The organism is Aquamicrobium terrae (genome assembly GCF_040545735.1).
GTDB classification, from domain to species: Bacteria; Pseudomonadota; Alphaproteobacteria; order Rhizobiales; family Rhizobiaceae; genus Mesorhizobium; species Mesorhizobium terrae_A.
Genome location: NZ_JBEPML010000023.1, coordinates 45,942 through 66,694, shown reverse-complemented (window position 1 = coordinate 66,694; position 20,753 = coordinate 45,942). Strand labels below are relative to the sequence as shown.

Annotated in this window: 21 protein-coding genes; 14 read left to right on the top strand and 7 right to left on the bottom strand. The window is 63.1% G+C overall.

Annotation, left to right across the window (positions count from 1 at the left end):
* Positions 1 to 29 precede the first annotated feature (29 nt).
* Positions 30 to 1,340: an ATP-dependent protease ATPase subunit HslU gene (gene hslU / locus ABID37_RS22915; protein ID WP_354199063.1), complete on the top strand. Its 1,311-nt coding sequence runs from the start codon at positions 30 to 32 to the stop codon at positions 1,338 to 1,340.
* A gap of 98 nt (positions 1,341 to 1,438) precedes the next feature.
* On the opposite strand, the gene ABID37_RS22910 is transcribed toward hslU, so the two are convergent.
* From ABID37_RS22910 to ABID37_RS22890, 5 genes are all read right to left on the bottom strand, one after another.
* Positions 1,439 to 1,726 (bottom strand): DUF1330 domain-containing protein, encoded by a 288-nt coding sequence (locus tag ABID37_RS22910; RefSeq protein ID WP_354199061.1) that lies wholly within the window; start codon positions 1,724 to 1,726, stop codon positions 1,439 to 1,441.
* A gap of 130 nt (positions 1,727 to 1,856) precedes the next feature.
* On the bottom strand, positions 1,857 to 2,558 hold the full coding sequence (gene pyrF / locus ABID37_RS22905) for an orotidine-5'-phosphate decarboxylase (protein WP_354199059.1): 702 nt from the start codon (positions 2,556 to 2,558) through the stop codon (positions 1,857 to 1,859).
* The gene (locus ABID37_RS22900) at positions 2,555 to 3,148 is read right to left on the bottom strand and encodes an NADPH-dependent FMN reductase (protein WP_354199057.1); all 594 of its coding nucleotides are present in this window, start codon (positions 3,146 to 3,148) and stop codon (positions 2,555 to 2,557) included. The genes pyrF and ABID37_RS22900 overlap by 4 nt, the downstream gene beginning before the upstream one ends.
* A 110-nt stretch (positions 3,149 to 3,258) precedes the next feature.
* Positions 3,259 to 3,792: a disulfide bond formation protein B gene (locus tag ABID37_RS22895; protein WP_354199055.1), complete on the bottom strand. Its 534-nt coding sequence runs from the start codon at positions 3,790 to 3,792 to the stop codon at positions 3,259 to 3,261.
* Positions 3,793 to 3,810: 18 nt separating this feature from the next.
* Positions 3,811 to 4,398: a YqaA family protein gene (locus ABID37_RS22890; protein WP_354199053.1), complete on the bottom strand. Its 588-nt coding sequence runs from the start codon at positions 4,396 to 4,398 to the stop codon at positions 3,811 to 3,813.
* A 394-nt stretch (positions 4,399 to 4,792) separates the two neighbouring features.
* On the opposite strand from ABID37_RS22890, the gene ABID37_RS22885 reads away from it, so the two are divergent.
* From ABID37_RS22885 to ABID37_RS22850, 8 genes are all read left to right on the top strand, one after another.
* A complete protein-coding gene (locus tag ABID37_RS22885; protein WP_354199051.1) occupies positions 4,793 to 6,205 on the top strand; it encodes a tyrosine-type recombinase/integrase in 1,413 nt (470 codons plus the stop codon).
* Positions 6,198 to 6,500, top strand: a complete 303-nt coding sequence (locus ABID37_RS22880; RefSeq protein ID WP_354199049.1) for a helix-turn-helix domain-containing protein — start codon at positions 6,198 to 6,200, stop codon at positions 6,498 to 6,500. Before ABID37_RS22885 ends, ABID37_RS22880 begins: the two co-directional genes overlap by 8 nt.
* Before the next feature lie 12 nt (positions 6,501 to 6,512).
* Complete coding sequence (locus ABID37_RS22875; protein WP_354199047.1) at positions 6,513 to 6,881, top strand: type II toxin-antitoxin system RelE/ParE family toxin; 369 nt, start codon at positions 6,513 to 6,515, stop codon at positions 6,879 to 6,881.
* 1 nt (position 6,882) lies between these two features.
* A complete protein-coding gene (locus ABID37_RS22870) occupies positions 6,883 to 7,257 on the top strand; it encodes an XRE family transcriptional regulator (RefSeq protein ID WP_354199045.1) in 375 nt (124 codons plus the stop codon).
* 184 nt (positions 7,258 to 7,441) lie between these two features.
* On the top strand, positions 7,442 to 7,969 hold the full coding sequence (locus ABID37_RS22865) for an RNA polymerase sigma factor (protein WP_354199043.1): 528 nt from the start codon (positions 7,442 to 7,444) through the stop codon (positions 7,967 to 7,969).
* Entirely contained in the window at positions 7,966 to 9,000 is a 1,035-nt protein-coding gene (locus tag ABID37_RS22860; protein ID WP_354199041.1) for a FecR family protein, read from the top strand. Before ABID37_RS22865 ends, ABID37_RS22860 begins: the two co-directional genes overlap by 4 nt.
* 91 nt (positions 9,001 to 9,091) lie before the next feature.
* The gene (locus ABID37_RS22855; protein ID WP_354199039.1) at positions 9,092 to 12,193 is read left to right on the top strand and encodes a TonB-dependent receptor; all 3,102 of its coding nucleotides are present in this window, start codon (positions 9,092 to 9,094) and stop codon (positions 12,191 to 12,193) included.
* Between the two features lie 15 nt (positions 12,194 to 12,208).
* Positions 12,209 to 13,576 (top strand): hypothetical protein, encoded by a 1,368-nt coding sequence (locus ABID37_RS22850; protein ID WP_354199037.1) that lies wholly within the window; start codon positions 12,209 to 12,211, stop codon positions 13,574 to 13,576.
* 41 nt (positions 13,577 to 13,617) lie between these two features.
* Here ABID37_RS22850 and ABID37_RS22845 read toward each other — a convergent pair whose 3' ends face one another.
* The gene (locus ABID37_RS22845; protein WP_354199035.1) at positions 13,618 to 13,956 is read right to left on the bottom strand and encodes a winged helix-turn-helix transcriptional regulator; all 339 of its coding nucleotides are present in this window, start codon (positions 13,954 to 13,956) and stop codon (positions 13,618 to 13,620) included.
* A gap of 181 nt (positions 13,957 to 14,137) precedes the next feature.
* On the opposite strand from ABID37_RS22845, the gene ABID37_RS22840 reads away from it, so the two are divergent.
* Together ABID37_RS22840 and ABID37_RS22835 are read left to right on the top strand one after the other, a co-directional pair.
* On the top strand, positions 14,138 to 14,737 hold the full coding sequence (locus tag ABID37_RS22840; protein WP_354199033.1) for a nitroreductase family protein: 600 nt from the start codon (positions 14,138 to 14,140) through the stop codon (positions 14,735 to 14,737).
* Between the two features lie 101 nt (positions 14,738 to 14,838).
* Entirely contained in the window at positions 14,839 to 16,299 is a 1,461-nt protein-coding gene (locus ABID37_RS22835; protein ID WP_354199031.1) for an amidase, read from the top strand.
* Between the two features lie 46 nt (positions 16,300 to 16,345).
* Here the strand turns inward: ABID37_RS22835 and ABID37_RS22830 are convergent, their stop codons facing one another.
* On the bottom strand, positions 16,346 to 18,250 hold the full coding sequence (locus ABID37_RS22830; protein WP_354199029.1) for a putative bifunctional diguanylate cyclase/phosphodiesterase: 1,905 nt from the start codon (positions 18,248 to 18,250) through the stop codon (positions 16,346 to 16,348).
* Positions 18,251 to 18,667: 417 nt separating this feature from the next.
* On the opposite strand from ABID37_RS22830, the gene ABID37_RS22825 reads away from it, so the two are divergent.
* From ABID37_RS22825 to ABID37_RS22815, 3 genes are read left to right on the top strand one after another with little or no spacing between them, the layout of a single operon-like run.
* Complete coding sequence (locus tag ABID37_RS22825) at positions 18,668 to 19,618, top strand: ArdC family protein (RefSeq protein ID WP_354199028.1); 951 nt, start codon at positions 18,668 to 18,670, stop codon at positions 19,616 to 19,618.
* Complete coding sequence (locus ABID37_RS22820) at positions 19,615 to 19,986, top strand: DUF2958 domain-containing protein (RefSeq protein ID WP_354199026.1); 372 nt, start codon at positions 19,615 to 19,617, stop codon at positions 19,984 to 19,986. The genes ABID37_RS22825 and ABID37_RS22820 overlap by 4 nt, the downstream gene beginning before the upstream one ends.
* Positions 19,986 to 20,750 (top strand): hypothetical protein, encoded by a 765-nt coding sequence (locus ABID37_RS22815; protein ID WP_354199024.1) that lies wholly within the window; start codon positions 19,986 to 19,988, stop codon positions 20,748 to 20,750. Before ABID37_RS22820 ends, ABID37_RS22815 begins: the two co-directional genes overlap by 1 nt.
* The last annotated feature ends 3 nt before the right edge of the window (positions 20,751 to 20,753 follow it).

Here is a 20,753-nt window from a genome sequence, read left to right as displayed (position 1 = left end):
GGCACCCGCCGTTTCATGAGTTATCGATTATGAGCAATTTTTCCCCCCGCGAGATCGTTTCCGAACTCGATCGTTACATCATCGGCCAGAAGGACGCCAAGCGCGCCGTGGCCATCGCCTTGCGCAACCGCTGGCGGCGCCAGCAACTCGACGGCCAGATGCGCGAAGAGGTGATGCCGAAGAACATCCTGATGATCGGCCCCACCGGCGTCGGCAAGACCGAGATTTCACGCCGGCTGGCGAAGCTTGCCAATGCGCCCTTCGTCAAGGTCGAGGCCACCAAGTTCACCGAGGTCGGCTATGTCGGCCGCGACGTGGAGCAGATCGTGCGCGATCTGGTCGAGGTCGCCATCGGGCTCACCCGCGAGAAGATGCGCGAGGACGTCAAGGCCCGCGCCCATCTCAACGCCGAGGAGCGCGTGCTTGAGGCGCTGGTCGGCAAGACCGCCTCGCCGGCGACCCGCGATTCCTTCCGCAAGAAACTGCGCGAGGGCGAGCTGGACGACAAGGAGATCGAGGTCGACGTGGCCGATACCGGCACCGGCGGCATGCCCGGTTTCGAGATCCCCGGCATGCCCGGCGCCAATATCGGTGTTCTCAACATCAACGACATGCTGTCGAAGGCCATGGGCGGCAAGCGCACCAAGCTGCGCAAGACCACCGTCAAGGAATCCTACGACCTGTTGATCGCCGACGAATCCGACAAGCTGCTCGATCAGGACGAGGTGGTGCGCCAGGCCCTGGAATCGGCCGCCAATGACGGCATCGTCTTCCTCGACGAGATCGACAAGATCGCCGCCCGCTCCGACGTTTCCGGCGGCCCCTCGCGCGAGGGCGTGCAGCGCGACCTGCTGCCGCTGGTCGAAGGCACCACGGTGGCGACGAAATACGGGCCGGTGAAGACGGACCATATCCTGTTCATCGCCTCCGGCGCCTTCCACGTCTCCAAGCCGTCCGACCTGCTGCCGGAGCTTCAGGGCCGCCTGCCGATCCGCGTCGAGCTGCGCGCGCTGGAGAAGGAAGACTTCGTGCGCATCCTGACGGAAACCGAAGCCAGCCTCATCAAGCAATATGTGGCGCTGATGGGGACCGAGGGCGTGACGCTGGAGTTCACCGACAACGCCATCGACGCGCTGGCCGGCATCGCCGTGGACCTCAACGGCACGGTCGAGAATATCGGGGCGCGCCGCCTGCAGACGGTGATGGAGCGGGTGCTGGACGATATTTCCTTCGACGCCCCGGACCGCGACGGCACCACCGTCACCATCGACGCGGACTATGTGCAGAAGCATGTCGGCGACCTGTCCCGGAACACCGATCTGTCGCGCTTTATTCTGTAGGCGCGACGAGCTTTACCCAACCGACGAAAAGGAAAATGCCGCAGGCCGGAGCGTCCCGCCTGCGGCATCTTCTTTTGATAAGCTTGGAAGCCACCTGATCAGGCGCCCTCCACCAGCACGATCTCGCCATCGGCCACCTGCTGACGGATCGCAGCCGCGACCTGATATTCGGGCGAGTGATAGCAATCATGCGCGATAGCCAGCGACTCGAACTCGATGATGACGTTTCGGGCCCGCCCCGGTCCTTCGGCCACTTCATATTCGCCGCCACGGGCGAGGAACTTCGCCCCGAACCGCTCGAAGGCCACCTTGGCGGCTGCAACATAGTCCTTGTAGCGCTCGGGATCGCGAATATCGACCCGTGCGATCCAGTATCCCTTGGCCATGACGGTCCTCCTGATGAAATCCGGGGTTAAAGCATGTCGCCCGAAAGTGGGAACCGGTTTCGGGATAACGACATGCGTAAAAACAACAACTTAAAGCGTAAGGAGCGAATCCGGAAGATCGCGACACGCTTTAGGCGGCGCGCATATCCTCGAGGATCGCCAGCGCCGCCGCGCGCCTGTCCTGTGCGCCGACGATCGGGCGGGCCACGACCAGATGGCTGGAACCGTTGCTGATGGCCTGGCGCGGCGTGACGACCCGCTTCTGGTCGCCATGATCGGCGCCGGCGGGGCGGATGCCGGGCGTCACCACGGCCATGGCCGGCCCGACGATGCGGCGCACGGCCTCCGTTTCATTGGCGGAGCAGACGATGCCGCCCATGCCCGCTTGCAGCGCCTGTTCGGCGCGCCGCAGCACCAGCGTATGCGGATCGAGTTCATAGCCTGCCTCGATCACGTCCTGCTCGTCCATCGAGGTCAGCACGGTGACGCCGAGCAGGCACAGATCGCTGCCACGCGCCGCCTCGACCGCCGCCCGCATGGCCTTGGGATAGGCATGCAGCGTCAGCATGGAGACGCCCATGTGCACGATGTTCTCCACGCCCTTGGCGATGGTGTTGTCGATGTCGAGCAGCTTCATGTCGAGGAACACGTTTATCCCCGAGTCGGCGAGCTCGCGGGCGAAATCCAGCCCGCCGGCAAAGGCGAGCTGGTAGCCGATCTTGTAGAAGGAGACGACGCCCTCCAGATCGCGCACCACCCGCCCGGCCTCGGCCACCGTGGGCACGTCGAGGCCCACGATCAGGCGGTCCTTCATCTCGCGGGCTTCGATCATCTTTGCATCCCTGCTGTAAGTGCACTCTGTTCGATGAGAGCGCTCGCCACGCGCTCCATCGTCTGCTGGAGGCGTTCGTCGCGGAAGTCGCCCTTGTCGTCGAAGGCCTCGCCGCCGCGGGGCACCGAACATTCCGGCATGGTCACCTCCATCTGGCAGCGCTGCAATATGGCGCGCAGATGGTTGATGGCGCGGATGCCCGCGAACTGGCCTTCCGACGAAGAACAGATCGCGACGACCTTGCCCGTCAGGGGCTTGAGCTCCTTGTCGCCGTCGCGGCGCACACGGCTCAGCCAGTCGATGGTGTTCTTGAGCAGCGGCGGCACGGAGCCGTTGTATTCCGGCGTGGCGATCAGCACCCCGTCATGGCTGGCGAACAGCCGCGCCAGCTTCATGGCGCTCTCGGGAATGCCCTCTTCCTTTTCGAGGTCCTGGTCGTAGATGGGCAGCGGATAATCGAGCAGCGAGATGCGCGTCACCTCCGCCCCTTGGAGGGCAAGCGCCTTTTGCGCCGCGTCTGCCGTCTTGCCGCTAAAGGCTCCGCTGCGCACCGATCCTGCAAAGACGAGTATGCGTGGCGTGGCTGGCATGGATCTCCCCGGTTGTCGGGGAAGCTATAGAACATGGAGCCGGAAAGTGGAATTCGGTTTGTGGGCGAATCCGGCGCCCGAACACGCGGACAGGGACGGCACCCGCCCCATCACCTGCCCTGCGCGGAAGCTCCCCGGAAAGCCCCCCAGAAGGCGATGGCGGCAAGCCCGAGGCTGGCAATCGCATTCCAGCCGGCCATGGACAGGCCGAATATGCGCAGCGCCGCCTCGTCACAGGAGGGCGGCACGAACTGGTCGAGCGCATCGAGAACGCCCCTGCCGCCGGTGTCGACGGGAGCGGCGATGTTCACGCAGTCTGTCGGCCCCGGCCACCAGCGCCATTCGACGCCGGAATGATAGACGCCGAGATAGAGCCCGTAGGCCATCAGCAGCCCGCCTGCGGCGAGCAGCGTCCGCACGATCCAAGCCGGCAGCTTCAGGAACGCCGCCAGCGCCGCCAGAAGCATCAGCGGCACGCCGACATAATAGGGAATGCGCTGCTCGTAGCAGAGCTTGCAGGGAATGTAGCCGCCTATGTACTGGAAGCCGAGCGCGGTGCCGACGGTGGCCGCCATGGCGAAGGCAAGGAAGAGAGCCGTGTAAAGCGGCCGGCGTTGCCCGGCGGAAATGGCGGTATCGGTCATGGAGTGCATTCCTGACGGTCAGTGCGCATATCTGACCAGCACGTAAAGCAGAATTAGGGCAGCCGCACCGGCCGCCGCGATGGTGCCCAGCCGCTTTTCGATGAACTCGCGGATCGGCTCGCCATAGCGCCTCAGCAGCCAGGCAAGAAAGAAGAACCGCGCCCCGCGCGCCACGATGGCGAGCACGATGAACAGCAGGAGGTTGACGCCGATGACGCCCGACAGGATCGTCACCACCTTGATCGGCGGCAGGTGGGCGAGGCCGGAGGTGATCAGCATCAGGATGATGAAGCCGATGCCGGACGACAGGCGCAGCGCCTCGAACTGCTCGTATTTGCCGTAGAATTCCAGGACCGGCCTCGCCAGCGCCTCATAGGCATAGTGGCCGAGGAACCAGCCGGCGATGCCGCCGAGCACCGACGCCACGGTCGCGACCAGCGCATAGCGATAGGCCCGGTCCGGCCGCGACAGCGCCATCGGCAGGTAGAGCACATCGGCCGGCACCAGGAATACGGAGCTTTCCACGAAGGCGATGAAGGCCAGCCACCATTCGGCCGATTTCCTTGCCGCGAGCGACAGGGTCCAGTCGTAGAGTCCGCGAAGCATGAAGGCCCTCGAATTGCGCGCCGCATGCATAAGAAGAAAAACGCGGCCACACAATGGCCGCCGATCACGATCACTTGATGCGGCAGGTCGATTCCCGCCGAACGGCAACGGCGAACAGCGCGCCGTCAAGGCCGCGCGACCCGGTTCGAAACCGTGGAGATGATGGTGCCCCATGCCGGACTCGAACCAGCACTCCTCTCGGAAACGCATTTTGAGGGGCGGGATATGCCCTATCCTTTGTGTATCCGGCAGTATCCGTTTTCCCTCTAACCGATTGTCAGCACTAGATTTTTTCGGTTCGAAGAACACACATACCTAGCCGGATGTACGCTACGGTTGGCTTTCTAGGTGCACCTATTCTGCACCTGAAATCCGACCTCAACGGAGGTTAGGAATGCCCAAAATCAAACTCACAAAGACCGCTGTCGACGCCGCAAACCCGAAGGACCGCGATTACGAACTCCGGGATACGATGATACCCGGCTTCCTCGTAAAGGTCACGCCGACTGGCCGCAAAATTTTCATGGTGGCCTACGTAGCTCACAATGGGCAGCGCCGTAAGCCTGCGATCGGCCGGTATGGAGAGATCACGGTCGAGCAGGCGCGGAACATCGCCCAGGACTGGCTCGCCGAGGTGCGTCGCGGGGTGGACCCGAGCGCCGAGCGCACGGCGGCTCGCCAGGCGCTCACCGTCAAGGAGCTGTTCGATCGGTTCATCACCGAATATTCGGAGATGCGCAACAAGCCCGTCACGGTCGAATCAAACCGTGGCTACGGCAAGCGCTACATCATCCCGATCCTCGGCCACCATAAGGTGCCAGACGTCACGCGGGCGGACATCTCCCATCTCATGAAGAAGATGGCCAAGGCGCCTACCAACGCCAACAGAGTGCTGTCGGCGGTTCGGAAGATGTTCAACATGGCCGAAGTCTGGGGTCTGCGCCCGGACGGATCCAATCCATGCCGGCATGTCCCGAAATACCCGGAGCGCGGCAAGACACGCCTCATCACGGACGGCGAGCTGCGGAAGCTTTATGAATACCTCAATCGAGCGGAGACCGAGGGGCTGGAGCATCCCTTCATCCTTCTCGCCGTCCGGCTCCAGTTCGAATTCGCAGCACGCATGTCCGAGATCACCCATCTCGAATGGGCCTGGATTGATTTCGACAATCGCCGTGTCGTCTGGCCCGATAGCAAAACGGGCGGCATGTCGAAGCCGATGAGCGCGGAGGCGTTGCGGCTTTTCGAGACCGCTCCGAGGCTGGAAGAGTCGCCGTTTGTCTGCCCGTCCGTCTTCGATCCGAACCTGCCGATGTCGAAACACACCTACTATCAAGGCTGGCGTCGCATCCTGCAGCGCGCCGGGCTCCCCCACATCGGGACGCATGGTATTCGCCATCGCTCCGCTACGGACATCGCCAATTCCGGGGTGCCGGTGAAAGTCGGCATGGCACTCACTGCCCACAAGACCGTGACCATGTTCATGAGATACGTACACACGGAAGACGACCCGGTACGCGCAGCGGCCGAGGCTGTGACCCAGCGTCGGTTGTCCCTGGTGGGGGGCGCGGCAGCTCCCGCGCCGGAGCCTATCATCGTTCCAGCCGAGCCCCCTACCGTTGCGCCGGCGACCCAGGCGCCCCCTGCTGAGACTGGTCCGGACGGCAAACCGCTTGGGTTCGAAGACGGAGCCTACACCTCGCGCACTCGCCTCGGAAACTACAGGCCCTATCGACATCGCAGTGGGGAGAACCGTGCCATTCCTCCCGGCACCAAGCGCGCTGACGAGGAGGCGACCCATGGTTGAGAAGTCGCAAGCTCAACGCCGCTGGCCGACGCCGGAGATCCTCAAGCGAGCCAAGTTTGTCGACGATGCGGGGCCGATCCGTTTCGTCGACACCGAAGCTGCCGCGCGCTACCTCGCGCTCGAGGCCCATACCCTCGAATGCTATCGGTCACTTGGCGGTGGTCCGGCGTATCACAAGTTCGGCAAATGGGTCCGTTACGCCGTCGACGATCTCGACGCTTGGGCGGAAAGCTGCCGACGCGTTACCGCGGCTTCACCGGTTGCCCCGCGCATCCTTCCCATTGACCGCACATAGGTTAGAACCTATATGGAATGGGAAGTCGAATTCCACCCAGCCTTCGAGGTCGAGGTTCAGACCTTTGAGCGGGACGTTCGGGTTGCGTTGATCGCTGTCGCCAGGCTGCTGTCCGATTTCGGGCCGCAGCTTGGCCGGCCACACGCCGACACGCTCAAGGGGTCAAAGTACCCGAACATGAAGGAACTGCGGTTTGATGGAGCTGACGGCGAATGGCGCGCAGCCTTCGCCTTCGATCCTGAACGGACGGCCATTGTCCTTGTGGCGGGCGACAAGTCTGGCGGCAGCCAGAAGCGCTTCTACAAGAACTTAATCGCAAAGGCGGATTTGCGGTTTTCCGAGCATCTGGAAAGCCTGAAATCCGTAAAGAAAGGCAAGTGACATGGGCAGGAGCCTGACCGACATAATCGCCGACCTTCCCGCTGACGAGCAAGTGGAGATCGAACAGCGCTACCAGGAGCTCAAGCAGGATGTCGAAGGTCTGCGTGAGCTGCGGCAGATCGCCGGCAAGGCCCAGGCTGACATTGCATCGGCCTTGAACATCAAGCAGCCGTCCGTGTCTCAGATCGAGCGGCAGACGGACATGTATCTTTCGACGCTGCGCAGCTACGTCGAAGCCGTAGGCGGCCGACTTGAATTAACGGTGAAGCTTCCTTCCCGTCCCGCTCTCACATTGCAGAGCCTCGGCGAGGTCCTGTCGACATCCGCAGTCGCGCCGAACACTACGCGCCGCCGTCGATCAGTCTCAGCTCGATAATTTCGCAGCTTCATTCGCGCTCAGCGCGTGTTTCGGCGTCGATCGGCGGAACAGAAGCTGTCCCAATCCGTGAATGAAGAATTTTTCCTGACGTTCTCACTATCGACTTGAGGAATTCGCTCGGCATCGCGTTCCTGTAGGAAGGGCGCTCTTTGGCGCGAATGCTTTCGCCGAGGGGGCCGTCATGGGGCCTGACATTCTTGATCCCGACGACCATCGTCTCATCCACGCCTTGTCGGCGAGCCTGCGCCCCGCGCTCAATCGCTATTTTCTTCGCCGCAGGATGTCGCCGTTGGATGCCGAGGACGCTGTGCAGGAGGTTTTTGCACGTCTTTCAAAGCGCCCAGGCCTGTCTAAGCTCCACAACGTCGAGGGATACCTGTTCGAAGCAGCAGCGTCGGTAGCAGTCGACCACCATCGCCGTGCAGCGTCCCGCCAAGCCGACGCCCACGATCATTATGACGACGCGCTGCACGCCACCTATCACTATGGTCCTGATCGCGATGTCGAGGGCCGCCAGCAGCTTTCCATTGCGTTAAAAGCCCTCCTTAAGCTTCCTGAGAAGACGCGGACGGTTGTGATCCTTTCGCGGCTCGAGCAACTGCGGCACGCTGAAATCGCGCGGCGCCTGGGCATTTCGACGAGCGCCGTAGAGAAACACCTCGCTAAAGCCCTGCTGCACATCTCTCGCCATGTCGAGGAACGTGTATGAACAGGAACGCCGAATCTGACGCACCGAACAACGACGCCGTTGAGGAGATCGCGGCCCGCTGGGTGGCTCGCCAAACTGGGAGGGTCCTCGCGCCGGCTGAGAAGCGCTCGCTGGACGGCTGGCTTGACGCTGCCCCGGCGCACCGTAGAGCCTATGAGCGGATCCGATCGACGGACAGTTTGATCATCGCGCTCGGGGCGGAACCCTCGATCCTCGACCTGAGGCGGCGGGCGCTCGCGCGGCGTGCCGATAGGTGGAGTGTCTCGCTTTTTGTTGCGACGCTTGCCGCCTGCGCTGTCGTGGCGATCGGCTTAATGGAATTTGGCGACCGCCAAGCCGACAGCGAACTCCGCGACGATGAGCATGCCCTGCAGCTCGCCGACAGTCGATACACCACCACTATTGGAGAGAGAGCGGCGTTCAACCTTCCGGACGGATCGGTGATGATGCTGAACACCAATTCCGTCGCGCAAGTCATCTATGTCGGTCGTCGACGCAGCGTCCACCTCATCAAAGGCGAGGCTTTCTTCACAGTGGCGAAAGACCCGTCGCGCCCCTTTGAGGTCTTCGCTGCGGATAATGTCGTCACGGCCCTGGGCACTGCATTCGATGTTCGCGTCCGGGACGGCGGGATGACCATGGCGCTGGTCGAGGGCCGGGTCCGGGTCGCGCCCCGTCGCGGCAGTCAGGCGGCCCGTTCCGGCGTCATCGTCAACGCCGGAGAGGTACTGAGCGTCCGAAATGACGGCGTCGCTGCGATCAGGCCTGCCGATACCCGGCCTCTGACGAGCTGGAGCCGCGGCCAACTCATTTTTGACAATACGCCTTTGGGGGAAGCGGTCGCCGAGATGAACCGCTATTCCGCAACGAATTTGATTGTCGGCAGCGACGGGATTGGAAGTTTGAAGGTCACTGGCGTTTTTCGCGCGGGCGATGTCGACCGATTCGCCGACGCTGCGACCGAGGTGTTCAACCTACGTAAAACTCGATCAGCCAACGGAGAAATCATTCTGGAGCGGCGCGCACCGTAGCCAAAAATTCACACAGTCTAGCCTGTGGCGAACGCCGTGACGCCCGTTCCTGAAGGTAAGCACGCTGGGGTGCTTCACCTTCGGGGCGGATATGAAACAGTTTCTCAATAGCGGCGCGCGCACTCTCTTGATGGCGGGCGCGAGCCTAGTCGCGTTCTCCACGAGCGCCATGGCCCAATCGGCAGCGAGCGCCGTAGACATGAATGTCCCCGCACAGGATCTCGGCGCCGCGCTATCCGAGGCCGGACGTCAGATCGGCCGAGACATCATTGTTCCCGCCGCGTCGGTCAACGGACGCCGCTCGGCGCCCGTTCAGGGCCGATACAGCCCAGAAGACGGGATTCGCATACTTCTGATGGGCACGGGTCTCGGCGTGCGTCTGAACGACAGCGGAACGCTCATCGTCCAGCAGAGCCCGCTCTTCGATCCGGCGGCTATTCAGGTCGACGAGGTTGTCGTGACCGGCTCGCGGATCGCACGTCGGGACGCCGACACGCCGGCTCCGACAACCGTTGTCGACCGCCAGCTCATGGACCAGTCCGTGGCGGTCAATGTTGCGGATGTCCTTCGTGAGCTGCCTTCGACCGGCGTCGGGCTCGGGTCCGCCAACGCCTTCAGGAACGCCGATGCCGGCGCCGCCTTCATCGACCTTCGCGGCCTGGGCGTCAATCGAAGCCTGACCCTGATCAACGGACGGCGCCGGGTATCGGGATCGAGCATGTCGTCCGCGGTCGACATCAATACGATCCCGGCTGCGATGCTGGACCGGGTGGAGGTGATCACCGGCGGCGCTTCAGCCGTCTACGGCGCTGATGCTGTCAGCGGGGTCGCCAACCTCATCACCCGCCATGTCGACGGGGTCGAGATGTCGATGCGCGCCGGCGTGAGCGAACATGGCGGAGCCGACAACTACGCCGCCAGCCTTCTGGCCGGACGCGATTTCGCACAAGGTCGCGGGCGGGCGAACATCGGGCTGTCCTATACGCGCAGCGAGGCCCTGCGCGCGAATGAGCGGGGCTTCGGGGCCAAGCGCGTGTCGAGCGAGGGTAATCCCGCCAACACCGGACCGAACGACGGCATCCCCGACCGCATCACCCTCGTGGACTTCAACGACAGCTACGCGACCTACGAGGCCAACATCTATCTGAACAACACCACCTATGTGTACGGCCCGCAGGGTCTTGAGCCGCTGAAAGCGCCGATCTTCAGGCCGGGCAGCCTCGGGGCCGTGGTCGGGGATACCGGCGCGAGCTTCAGCGACTGGTTCGAGCTGCGCAGCCCGTCGGAAGTCTACGCAGTGCGCGGCGACATCAACTATCGCGTTACCGATGCGATCGAAGCCTTCGCCGAATTGGAGTACGCGGACACAAGCGGCTCGAACATCGAGCAGTTCTTCCGCGCCGATGAACGCAACATCTGGCTGAACGGACTGGGCGGCCCCATCATCCGCATCGACAATCCGTTCATGCCGGACGCCGTGCGGGGCCTGCTAGCTGATGCGGGGCGCGACCGCATCGCCGTCAGAAAGGTCTATCGCGAGTTCGGCGAGATCGAGAATATCCACGACCGGCGCACCATGACGCTCGTCGGAGGGCTCAAGGGCCGCATCGACGACCGGTTCGACTGGCAGGTGTTTTTCCAGAGCGGTCGTTTCGAAGACGATGTCCGCACGACGAATCTGCCGATCGCGTCGAAGTTCCACGCGGCCGTCGACGTCGTTCTGGATCCGGTGAGTGGACAGCCAACCTGTCGCAGCGCCGCGGCGCGTCAGGAGGGATGCGTTCCTTACGACATCTTCAGCGGTGCGGCGCCGACCCAGGCCCAGCGCGACTATTTCCTCCACACGCGGCTGCAGGAGATCGAGAACACCCAGCAGGTCTGGGGCGCTCAGTTTTCGGGGCCGCTCTTCGAACTCCCGGCGGGACCCGTTGCCTTCGCCGCCGGCGTCGAGCGCCGCACGGAGTCGCTCAAGACAAAGGACGATCCGTTGTCCCTCAACAACGAGGTGACCTTCGTCGGCCTGGCCACGCCGCGCCCGCCGGTCGATGCGGATTTCGCGGTCAACGAAGCCTATCTCGAGTTGCGTGCGCCGCTCGTCGCCAATCTCACCGGCGTCCAAGCCTTGGACCTCGAAGGCGCCCTGCGCGTGTCGGATTACGATACGATCGGCCGAACGACAGCCTGGAACACGGCGCTGGTCTATGCGCCGGTCCAAGACCTCCGCTTCAGAGTGTCGGCCTCGCGAAGCGTGCGCGCACCCAATCTGATGGAGTTGTTCGGCCCCCAAACTGTGACGCTGACAAACTTCGTCGACCCATGCGATCTCACGCGCATCAATGAGACCGCAAATCGCCTCGCCAACTGCCGCGCCCTGGGCATCCCGGAAGGCTTCCGCGACACCTTCGCTGCGACACGCTTCACGACAGGCGGAAACCCCGATCTCAAGGCTGAAACCGCCGATAGTGTCACCGCCGGCGTCGTCGTCCGCCCGCGCTTCGCTCAGGGCCTCCGCATCACCGCCGACTACTACGATATAAAGATCAAGGACGCCGTGACCACGTTCGCGGCCACGACCATCGCCGATCGGTGCGTGGACTCCGCAAGCATCGACAATGTCTTCTGCTCTCTCATCAGCTTCGGTTCGGACTACAATCTCGACGCTATCCTTGGGGCGAACGTCAACGTCGCCTCGTTGACGACCAAAGGAATCGATTTCAGCGTGGCCTACGCCCGTGAACTCCCCGCAGGCTGGTCGGCGGACGTTCGTCTCCTCGGCAACTATCTCATCAAGAAGGAAAGAAGTGCCGATCCGTCCGATCCGCGCAGCCTGGTGATCGATGACGGTGGGTATGGCGATCCGCGTTTGCGCCTTTCGCTTTCGACACGGGTGCGTCGAGGCCCCATCACAGCAGGGATGGTCAACACCTTCATCAGCGAGTCGGATGTCAATCCGCAAGCAACACAGGAGGCCTACGACATTCCGAAGGTTGAGGAACGCATCTACACTCGTGTCTTTGCAGCCTACGACCTTTCCGAACGTTACCGGATCAGCTTCGGCGTCGACAATCTGTTCGACACCAAGCCGCCGTTCACGGCCTTCACCTATCTCGGCGGCGGCGGCGGCCAGTCGAATGCGGCGCGGTACGACAACGTGGGGCGCTTCTACAGCCTCGGCGTCACGGCGCGCTTTTGAGCGAGGGCGAAAAGCATGCTGATGCCTTTTAGGGACCTTTGGAAGGCGGGCCTTTTGGGCCTGGCTGTCGGATCGTTCGCATCATCGGCTTGGGCGGAGCATGAGAATGCTCCGCCGCAGGCTCAGACCGAGACCATTGGAACACCCTTCTCAGCACGTTGGCCGGAGGAGCCCTATCCGCGCAACGTCTGGGATATGCAGACCTACGGCGACCGCCTCTATCTCGGCGCCGGCAACTCCGCAAACACAGGTCCATCCCCGAACGCAGGTCCGACGCCCATCATCTCATTCGGGGACGACGGATTCCGGCAAGAAACCGTAATCGATGAGGAACAGGTCGCCGTATTTCGGGTCATCAAGGGTAGGCTTTGGGTTCCTGGCCATGATTCACGCGAAGACTGGTCGTTCGGCGAAACCTACAGCCTCGAACGAGAGGGATGGATCAAGCGACGCGACATCCCGCGCGGTCTGCATGTCTACGACCTGTTCGCGCGCGGCGACCAACTGATCGCAACCGGCGGCAGCTACGACCAGCCCATCGACGCCTGGACCTCGGACGACGGGGGCGAATTCTGGCGATCGGCTGAGCTGATCGCAAACCCCGCTTTCGCGGATGCCGAAAATCCCTCCGGCGCTTTCGTGCGCCGCGTGGGCGGCGGCCAGTTCGGGCGGTTGTTTGAAATGTTCGCCATCGGCGATCGCTTGTTCGCAAGCGCAAGGGCGCCTTTGGTCCGCGCGCCGGAAGTCGCGGACGCCAAAGCGTCTCCTCTCACGGCCACGCTGTTTGAATGGGATGATCGCGGCGGCTTCAAACCAGTCGGCTTCGATCTCAGGACGATGCCCTTGGATCGTCGGACTGCAATGGAAACTTCAAACCTAGACCTTATCCCACTTGCGGAAGATGAGAAGCGCCTCGGCCAGACCCCGATCGCTGTCCGGCCATTAACGACCAGGACCCAGACCCTCTATATCGCGGCGTGGCCTCACAACGATCATCAATGGAAGCCTATCGGCCTTTTCGTCGCCGACGCCGTCGACCGGATCCGGAGGGCGATGCTGCCGACCGGATACCTGCCCTACGACATGGTTCAGCGCGGCGATGTCATCTATCTCCTTCTCAATCGGCAAACGGATCGCGGTTTCGAAGTGGCTGTCGCCCGCCCGCGCGACGACGCTCGCTCCGACTGGCGCATTCAATGCGCGTTCAACGCCTCTTCGTTCGCGCGGTCTTTTGAGATCCACGATGGGGCCTTCTATTTCGGTCTTGGAACCGAAATCGAAGATCCGCACCCGTCTTCGGAAAACGAAGCGGGCTGGGTCCGTGAAATGTCGCCTGCCTCAGGTGAGATATGGCGGGTACGGCGATGTGGCGATCAGAACTGATCACCACCTCTATCTACACAGCGACCATCCGCCGTATCTGCTTACGATGCAGCATCTTTCCCCGAGGGCATCTTCAAGGCCCATTCGCCCATCCCCTCCAGGACAGGCCGCATCGTCCGGCCCAAAGGGGTCAGCGAGTACTCGACCCGCGGCGGGACTTCCGCATAACAAGCCCGCGCCACGATCCCTATCTCCTCGAATTGACGCAGCCTGCGGGTCAGAGTGTGGGAGCTGATGCCCGGTAGCGCTTCCCGCAGCTCGCTGAATCGCTTAGGCCCCCCGCATAACTGGCTCAGAATCAACGTCGCCCAGGGACCGTCGACCAATTCGACAAACCGGCCTACGCCAGCCACCAGCCTGCTATCCGGCCATTTTTCCATTCCAGCTCCAATAGTGCATTTGATGTAACTTATGCATTATGTGTACTGAAGGTTTGCGACTCGCGCAAATCGCTTCGGACGTGACGTCAAACCCGTCCTGTTCGGCCTCACCAAGGATCGGCGCAGCGCGGCCGACGCGGCGCGACACTCAGCGCCGCCTCGGTCAAACGATCGAATCTGAATGAGGAAGCGTATGCTCGAACTACTCAAGAAACGCCGCACGCAATATGCGCTCGGCCGCAATCTGAATTTCACCGAAGACGCGCTTGAGGCGCTGATCCGAGAAGCAATTCGCCACTCGCCGTCGCCTTTCAATTCCCAGAGCTCCCGCGCCGTCATCCTGTTGGGCGACGCAAGTCAGAGATTCTGGAGCATCGTGCGCGAAGAACTCCGCACGATCCTGGCAGCAGACATGTTGGAAGCCTCGCTGGACAAGATCAATGGCTTCGCCGCGGGCGTCGGAACGATTCTGTTCTTCGAAGACCAGCAAACCGTCCATGACCTACAGAAGCAATGGCCGCTCTACGCGGATCATTTTCCGGTGTGGTCCGAACAGTCCGGCGGCATGGCACAATACGCTGTGTGGACCACGCTTGCTAACGCTGGCGTTGGCGCAAGCCTCCAGCATTACAATCCGATTGTGGACGCGAAGGTGAGCGAAACATGGGATGTCCCCTCTTCGTGGAAGCTCCGCGCACAGATGCCCTTTGGCTCAAATGAAGCAGCGTTCCCGGAAAAGACGTTCATGCCTGACGAGATGCGCTTCCGCACCCATCGATAACAGCGAGAGGGGAGCAGGCGCGCCGATCTGCTCCCCTTCCGGCAAATCCAGAAAACAACAGAAGACCAACCCGGGAGGATGGACAATTGGAAAGATCAGACTTGGACTATGCCTCCGCAACAGAGATCGCCCGTCTCGTCAGGACGCGTCAAATTTCTGCGGCGGATGTCACCGAACATGCGATTTCACGTATCGAGGCGCGCAACGGTTCGCTCAACGCTTTCGTTTACACGGATTTCGAACAAGCCAGAAGCCGCGCGAAAGACCTCGATACGCGGATCAGCGCAGGAGAGGACGTCGGTCCTCTGGCTGGCGTGCCAACCGCGATCAAGGATCTCTTCAACTTCTATCCAGGCTGGCCTTCGACCCTCGGCGGCATTCGGTGCCTGAGAGACTTCAAGCTCGACGTGAAATCGCGCTACGCGACCAAGATGGAAGAAGCCGGCGCGGTCGTGCTCGGGATCACCAATAGTCCCGTGTTGGGGTTCCGAGGAACCACCGACAACGACTTGTATGGTCCGACACGAAATCCATTCGACCTCTCCCGCAACAGCGGAGGATCGTCGGGCGGGACCTCCGCTGCTGTCGCCGACGGCCTTTTGCCGATCGGCGATGGCACGGATGGCGGAGGTTCTATCCGGATTCCGGCGGCCTGGTGCCATGTGTTTGGCTTCCAGGCCTCGCCCGGCAGAATCCCTTTGGCGATACGGCCCAACGCGTTTGGCGCCGCTGCGCCGTTCATTTACGAGGGACCAATCACACGCACCGTCGAAGACGCGGCTCTCGCGATGAGCGTCTTGGCTGGATCGGATCCAGCGGATCCGTTCAGTCTCAATGACAGGCTTGATTGGCTCGGCGCCGTTGATCAGCCGATCACGAGCCTGCGCATCGGTTTCACCCCGGATTTCGGCGGGTTCCCAGTCGAACCCGCAGTTGCCGCGACGATCGCTCATGCCGTGCGAGCGTTCGAACAGGCCGGCGCCAAAATCGTCCCGCTCAAACTCGATTTCGGTTATACACATGACGAGCTCAGTCAGCTCTGGTGCCGAATGATCTCTCAAGGCACGATCGCAGTCGTCGATAGCTTTGCCGAAAACGGGTTGCATCTCGAACCCGACTTTCCGGCCCCGGTGATGGAATGGGCGCAGAAAGCCAAGAACGCCACCCCTCTCGACCTGCACCGCGATCAAGTGATGCGCACCAAGGTCTATGACGTCCTGAACGCTGCTTTCAGCCAAGTCGACCTGATAGCGGGCCCGACCACGACCTGTCTGCCAACTCCCAACGGTGAGCGAGGCATGACCGTCGGTCCCTCCGAGATAGCCGGAACGCCCATAAATCGCCTGATCGGTTTCTGTCCGACATTCCTGACGAATTTCACTGGCAATCCGGCCGCATCGCTCCCTGCCGGCCTGGCGGACGGCCTTCCCGTCGGACTGATGCTGATCGGTCCGCGGCGCGATGACCTGACGGTCTTGTCGGCGAGCGCGGCGTTCGAGCGTGTGCAGCCCTGGGCCGATAGCTACCGGATTCCAGCGGCCCGTCCCCTTGGCAGTCAGTGAACCACAGCCCGGCGGGGTGAGCCATGGGCCATCCCGCCATCGCCTCTCAACGGGCGGCCAGCCTTTGTGTCGGAGACCCATCTCTGACGACCGCTCGCATGTTTGCATTATGATCCTCGCTTGCTGATGACAAGCATGGGCGAAGCGGTCTTGCTCCCTCCGTCCCCTGCCCATGATGACGCAGGAGCAATTCCGTCGCCCATCGGTCGGCGGGCCGCGCGAACACGTAACCCTGGCCGTACCGACACCCCATCGCCCAGAGCTGATCAGCCTGCGCTTGGGTTTCGACGCCCTCCGCCATGATACGGATGTCGAGGCCTTCCGCGATGCCGATCAGACCGTTGATGATGATCCGGCTCGGATCTTCCGGGCAGAGCCGCGAGATGAACGCCTGATCGATCTTGATGATGTCGACCGGCACATCGAGCAGATGCGTAAGGGACGCGTAACCGGTGCCGAAATCATCCAGCGCCACCATGACGCCGGCGGCTCGCAGGGCTTCGATCTCGCGCGCGACGACCCGCTCTCCGCGACCGAGATAGACGTCCTCGCTCACCTCCAGAATAAGGCGCTGCATGGGCACTTCTGCATCGCCGAAGGCGCGCTTGATCTTCTCGGACAGGCTCCCGGTATAGAAATCGGCCGTCGAGACGTTGAGACCGACATGCCCGACCGGCACGCCATGGTCCAACCACCGGCGCAGGTCAGCGACGATCAATGACAGCATCCGCTCGGTCAGCTCGGCCGCGACGGTCGCGTCCGAGGTCGCCTCGCGGAACGCACGCGCCGGGACGAGGCGCCCTCCAGGCTCCCGCATCCGGCAAAGCGCCTCGACCCCGAGGATGTGGCCCGTGTCCAGCCTGACGATGGGCTGATAGTGAGCGTCGATCCGGTCATCGGCCAATGCGCTCGTCACGTCCCGGATCGCATCGCGGCGATCTGTGATCCGCGTCCCGATGCCCGGCCAATAGCGCACGAAACCGCCACGGCCGGTTTCCTTCGCGTGATACAGGGCGAAGTCCGCGGCCTCCAGCACCGCAGCGGCCGTGAGCTCCGACTGACCGAACACTGCGCCGCCGATCGTCGCGCGAGGCACCACCATATGCCCGGCACAGGACACGGCCACCTCGAGCTGCTCGAAGACGCGCTTCGTCGCGCCGTCGAGATCGGCAAGGACGTCCGGCGCCTGGACGAGGACGGCGAATTCGTCACCGCCCAGCCGAAAGGCCATGTCGGGCGAGAGCGCGCGGGAGACCCGGCCGGCCGCGACCTGGATCAGTGCGTCGCCCGCGCGGTGGCCGAAGGTGTCGTTCACGATCTTCAGATTGTCGAGGTCGATCATCAGCAAGGCCCACCCGCCTGGCTCCTCCTTCGGCATCCGCTCCAGCGCGGCGTTGAACGCCGCGCGGTTCGGCAGGCCGGTCAAGGCGTCGACATTGGCGCGCCGCTCACGGTCCTGAACCCGCTTGTCGCGTCGCAGCGCCATCTGGCACAGCTCGAGACAGGACGAGATCAAGGCGATCTCGGCTTCGGTCGGTGCTCGGCTTTCCCGAAAATACAGGGCCAGCGCGCCAAGGGCGTCGTCGCCTTCCGAGAGAATAGGGTATGACCAGGACGCCTTCAGACCGACGCCGAGGGCGCGATGCTTGAACTTCGCCCATCTGGGATCGGTCGCGATATCGGTCACCCCGACCGTCGCGCGAAGATAGGCTGCGGATCCCGACGACCCAACCTCCGGGCCGATCATGAGACCGTCCAGTCCGAGCACGAACGCGTCGGGAAGGCTTGGCATCGCAAGCGGCCGAAGCATCCCTGCAGCATCCACGCTCATGACCGTGCAGGCGACCGTGGGAAGCAGCGCTTCGACCTCGACGCAAAGCTGGCGCGCCGTTTCTTCGACAGAAGCGCCGCTCGCAATTAATCGGAGGATACGGTTCTCAAACTGTAGCAAGGCAAATGGGCCGCCCACCCGGAATTGCGTCCACGCGGCGGACGAGACCAATGCCGACTATAATAGTCGCCGGAGGTAAACTCCCGGTGTTCCGGAATACTAAACTTCGAGTTAATCACGACCGGCGCAGTGTTAGTATTTGTCACCAAGCGAATAAAGCATCGTAATCGTGGGTTGGCCGTTCAGACATCATAAGCTCTTCGTTCTCCGCTGATCGCAACTTTTTCAGTTTTCATAGGCATAGATCAACAAAATTGTTGGGGAACGCCTTCCCCTGCGCCCGAGCCGTTCGTCTCGGGCGACCCCTTCTGCGGGGAGACCCCGCAACGCCCCCGAGAGTGAGAGTGCGGACCGGCTTTGCCGTGACGGGTTGAGGGCTGGGAGAGAGGCTTCCGGCGCCCGTCGCGGAGAACCGCGATGTCCAGAAAGACAGCATCCGCTCGCGCCGGCCAGGACCGGACGAGCCTTTACGACGAAATCACCGGCAAGATCATCGCCGAGCTGGAAGCGGGCCGCGTGCCCTGGGTCCAGCCTTGGGGAACGGCGGCGGCGAAGGCGCCGCTCGCTATGCCCAGAAACGCAGCGACCGGCCGGCATTATTCAGGGATCAATGTGCTGATCCTCTGGGGCGCCGTGATCGAGCACGGCTTCCCCGGCCAGGGCTGGCTGACCTTCCGCCAGGCGCTCGCGCTCGGCGGCAATGTCCGCAAAGGCGAGCGCGGCACGACCGTCGTCTATGCCGACCGCTTCGTGCCGGACGACGAAAAGCGCCGGGCACGCGAAACCGGCGAGGAAGCCCAGGCCATCCCGTTCCTGAAGCGCTTCACCGTCTTCAACGCGGCCCAGTGCGAGGGCCTGCCGGAGGATGTCGCCATCGTCGCGCCGCCGCCGCCTGCCGGGCTCATCGAACCGCAGGTCGAGGCCCTGATCGGCGCGACGGGCATCGACTTCCGCATCGGCGGAAACCGCGCCTTCTACGTGCCGGCGCTCGACTATGTGCAGGTCCCGCCTCCACAGGCCTATTTCGAGCCGATCAACTGGCACAGGACCGCGCTGCATGAGCTCGGTCATGCGACGGGCCATCCCTCGCGGCTCAACCGTGACTTCTCCGGTTCCTTTGGAACAAAAAAGTACGCGTTCGAGGAGCTGGTCGCCGAGATGAACGCGGCCTTCTGCTGCGCGACGATCGGTATCGTGCCGACGGTGCGGCATGCCGATTACATCGGCTCCTGGCTCGAGGTGCTGCGCGAGGACAATCGCGCCATCGTCCGCGCCGCCTCGCAGGCAAGCAAGGCGGCCGACTGGCTGCTTAGATTCCTGCCAGCCGACGAGCAGGCCGAACCCTCGATCGACAGGAGGGCGGCATGATCCTCCTCACGTCGGATCTTCGCGAGCGCCTGCTCGTCAACGGCCGCCAGCCCGACGCCGATCATGTGCCCGTGGTCAAGTTCTTCAATCCTCTGGGCGAAGGCGTCTGGCTCGCCACCGAACTCGACGCCGATGGGGACACCCTGTTCGGTCTCGCCGATCTCGGCGAACCCGAACTCGGTTCGTTCAGCCTCGCGGACATGGCGGAGGTGCGCCTGCCATTCGGCCTCGGCATCGAGCGCGACATCCTGTTCGAGGGCCTGTTCCCGATCTCGGTCTGGGCGGAGGCGGCGCGCCGGACCGGAAGCATCCGGGCCGCCGAGCGCCTGCTCTACGCAGCTTACCGCGCCAAACGGGAGGAAGTGTGATGCGCTTCCGGCGATGGCCTCGCCCAACCGCCTATCGGGAGACGCCGCGCAAACGCGCGGCGTTTCTCCGCAAGCAGCGCCTCGAGCGAGAGGCGCTGCCGCTCTTCGCCGAAGCGATTGCCGCCAGGCAGCGGGATGTCGACGAGGAAATGGCCCACCGCCAGGTCTGGTGGATTGACCGTGAACGTGAGCTGCGCCGTCAGCGCGCGGCTCGCTGGCGCGAGGCGCGCGCCAAGCTCTTCGTGCTTCACGATTCCATTCGGCGCAAGGTCCGCACGCTCTGGCGCACCTGCCCCTATCCCGCCGATCCGGCGAGTTTCGCCGATTTCCTCCATCAGATCGCTGTCGGCCGGCTCGACCCGGACCGCCCGCCCTGGGTCTTTCATCAGAAGACGCAGGCGCGGATCACCACGAACCCGGCGACCTTCGACGAGGCCTTTCGCCAGATCGGGCGAAAGTCGGTCGGTGGCGGGCCAAGTGCGGCTCCAACAGAGGAAGTGCTGTTCTGCGGCAATCTCGGCTCGGGCATCCTCCTCCTGACGTCGCGGGTCCGCGCCATCGATCCGAACGCAGGCTTCGACATCTTGCCCGATCATCGCGCCACGGATGACGGACGGACGGAACATCGGGTCGATATCGACGTGCGCGGAAATTGCTCCGTTCCGGATCTTTCCCTGATCCAGCGGCTCGCACAGGCCGCGGACACGCGTCCCGTCGTGGTCCGGCGCGTCCGACCCGTCGCACATGCTCCAGGCGCGCAATGAGCG

Bases quoted from the DNA above. Each gene is read 5' to 3' on its own strand.
- ABID37_RS22870 (WP_354199045.1), top strand. From the start codon at position 6,883: ATGGGCAGGAGCCTGACCGACATAATCGCCGACCTTCCCGCTGACGAG.
- ABID37_RS22855 (WP_354199039.1), top strand. From the start codon at position 9,092: ATGAAACAGTTTCTCAATAGCGGCGCGCGCACTCTCTTGATGGCGGGC.
- hslU (WP_354199063.1), top strand. From the start codon at position 30: ATGAGCAATTTTTCCCCCCGCGAGATCGTTTCCGAACTCGATCGTTAC.
- ABID37_RS22825 (WP_354199028.1), top strand. From the start codon at position 18,668: ATGTCCAGAAAGACAGCATCCGCTCGCGCCGGCCAGGACCGGACGAGC.
- ABID37_RS22910 (WP_354199061.1), bottom strand. From the start codon at position 1,726: ATGGCCAAGGGATACTGGATCGCACGGGTCGATATTCGCGATCCCGAG.
- ABID37_RS22850 (WP_354199037.1), top strand. From the start codon at position 12,209: ATGCTGATGCCTTTTAGGGACCTTTGGAAGGCGGGCCTTTTGGGCCTG.
- ABID37_RS22875 (WP_354199047.1), top strand. From the start codon at position 6,513: ATGGAATGGGAAGTCGAATTCCACCCAGCCTTCGAGGTCGAGGTTCAG.
- ABID37_RS22860 (WP_354199041.1), top strand. From the start codon at position 7,966: ATGAACAGGAACGCCGAATCTGACGCACCGAACAACGACGCCGTTGAG.
- ABID37_RS22840 (WP_354199033.1), top strand. From the start codon at position 14,138: ATGAGGAAGCGTATGCTCGAACTACTCAAGAAACGCCGCACGCAATAT.
- ABID37_RS22845 (WP_354199035.1), bottom strand. From the start codon at position 13,956: ATGGAAAAATGGCCGGATAGCAGGCTGGTGGCTGGCGTAGGCCGGTTT.
- ABID37_RS22900 (WP_354199057.1), bottom strand. From the start codon at position 3,148: ATGCCAGCCACGCCACGCATACTCGTCTTTGCAGGATCGGTGCGCAGC.
- pyrF (WP_354199059.1), bottom strand. From the start codon at position 2,558: ATGATCGAAGCCCGCGAGATGAAGGACCGCCTGATCGTGGGCCTCGAC.
- ABID37_RS22820 (WP_354199026.1), top strand. From the start codon at position 19,615: ATGATCCTCCTCACGTCGGATCTTCGCGAGCGCCTGCTCGTCAACGGC.
- ABID37_RS22895 (WP_354199055.1), bottom strand. From the start codon at position 3,792: ATGACCGATACCGCCATTTCCGCCGGGCAACGCCGGCCGCTTTACACG.
- ABID37_RS22880 (WP_354199049.1), top strand. From the start codon at position 6,198: ATGGTTGAGAAGTCGCAAGCTCAACGCCGCTGGCCGACGCCGGAGATC.
- ABID37_RS22865 (WP_354199043.1), top strand. From the start codon at position 7,442: ATGGGGCCTGACATTCTTGATCCCGACGACCATCGTCTCATCCACGCC.
- ABID37_RS22815 (WP_354199024.1), top strand. From the start codon at position 19,986: ATGCGCTTCCGGCGATGGCCTCGCCCAACCGCCTATCGGGAGACGCCG.
- ABID37_RS22890 (WP_354199053.1), bottom strand. From the start codon at position 4,398: ATGCTTCGCGGACTCTACGACTGGACCCTGTCGCTCGCGGCAAGGAAA.
- ABID37_RS22885 (WP_354199051.1), top strand. From the start codon at position 4,793: ATGCCCAAAATCAAACTCACAAAGACCGCTGTCGACGCCGCAAACCCG.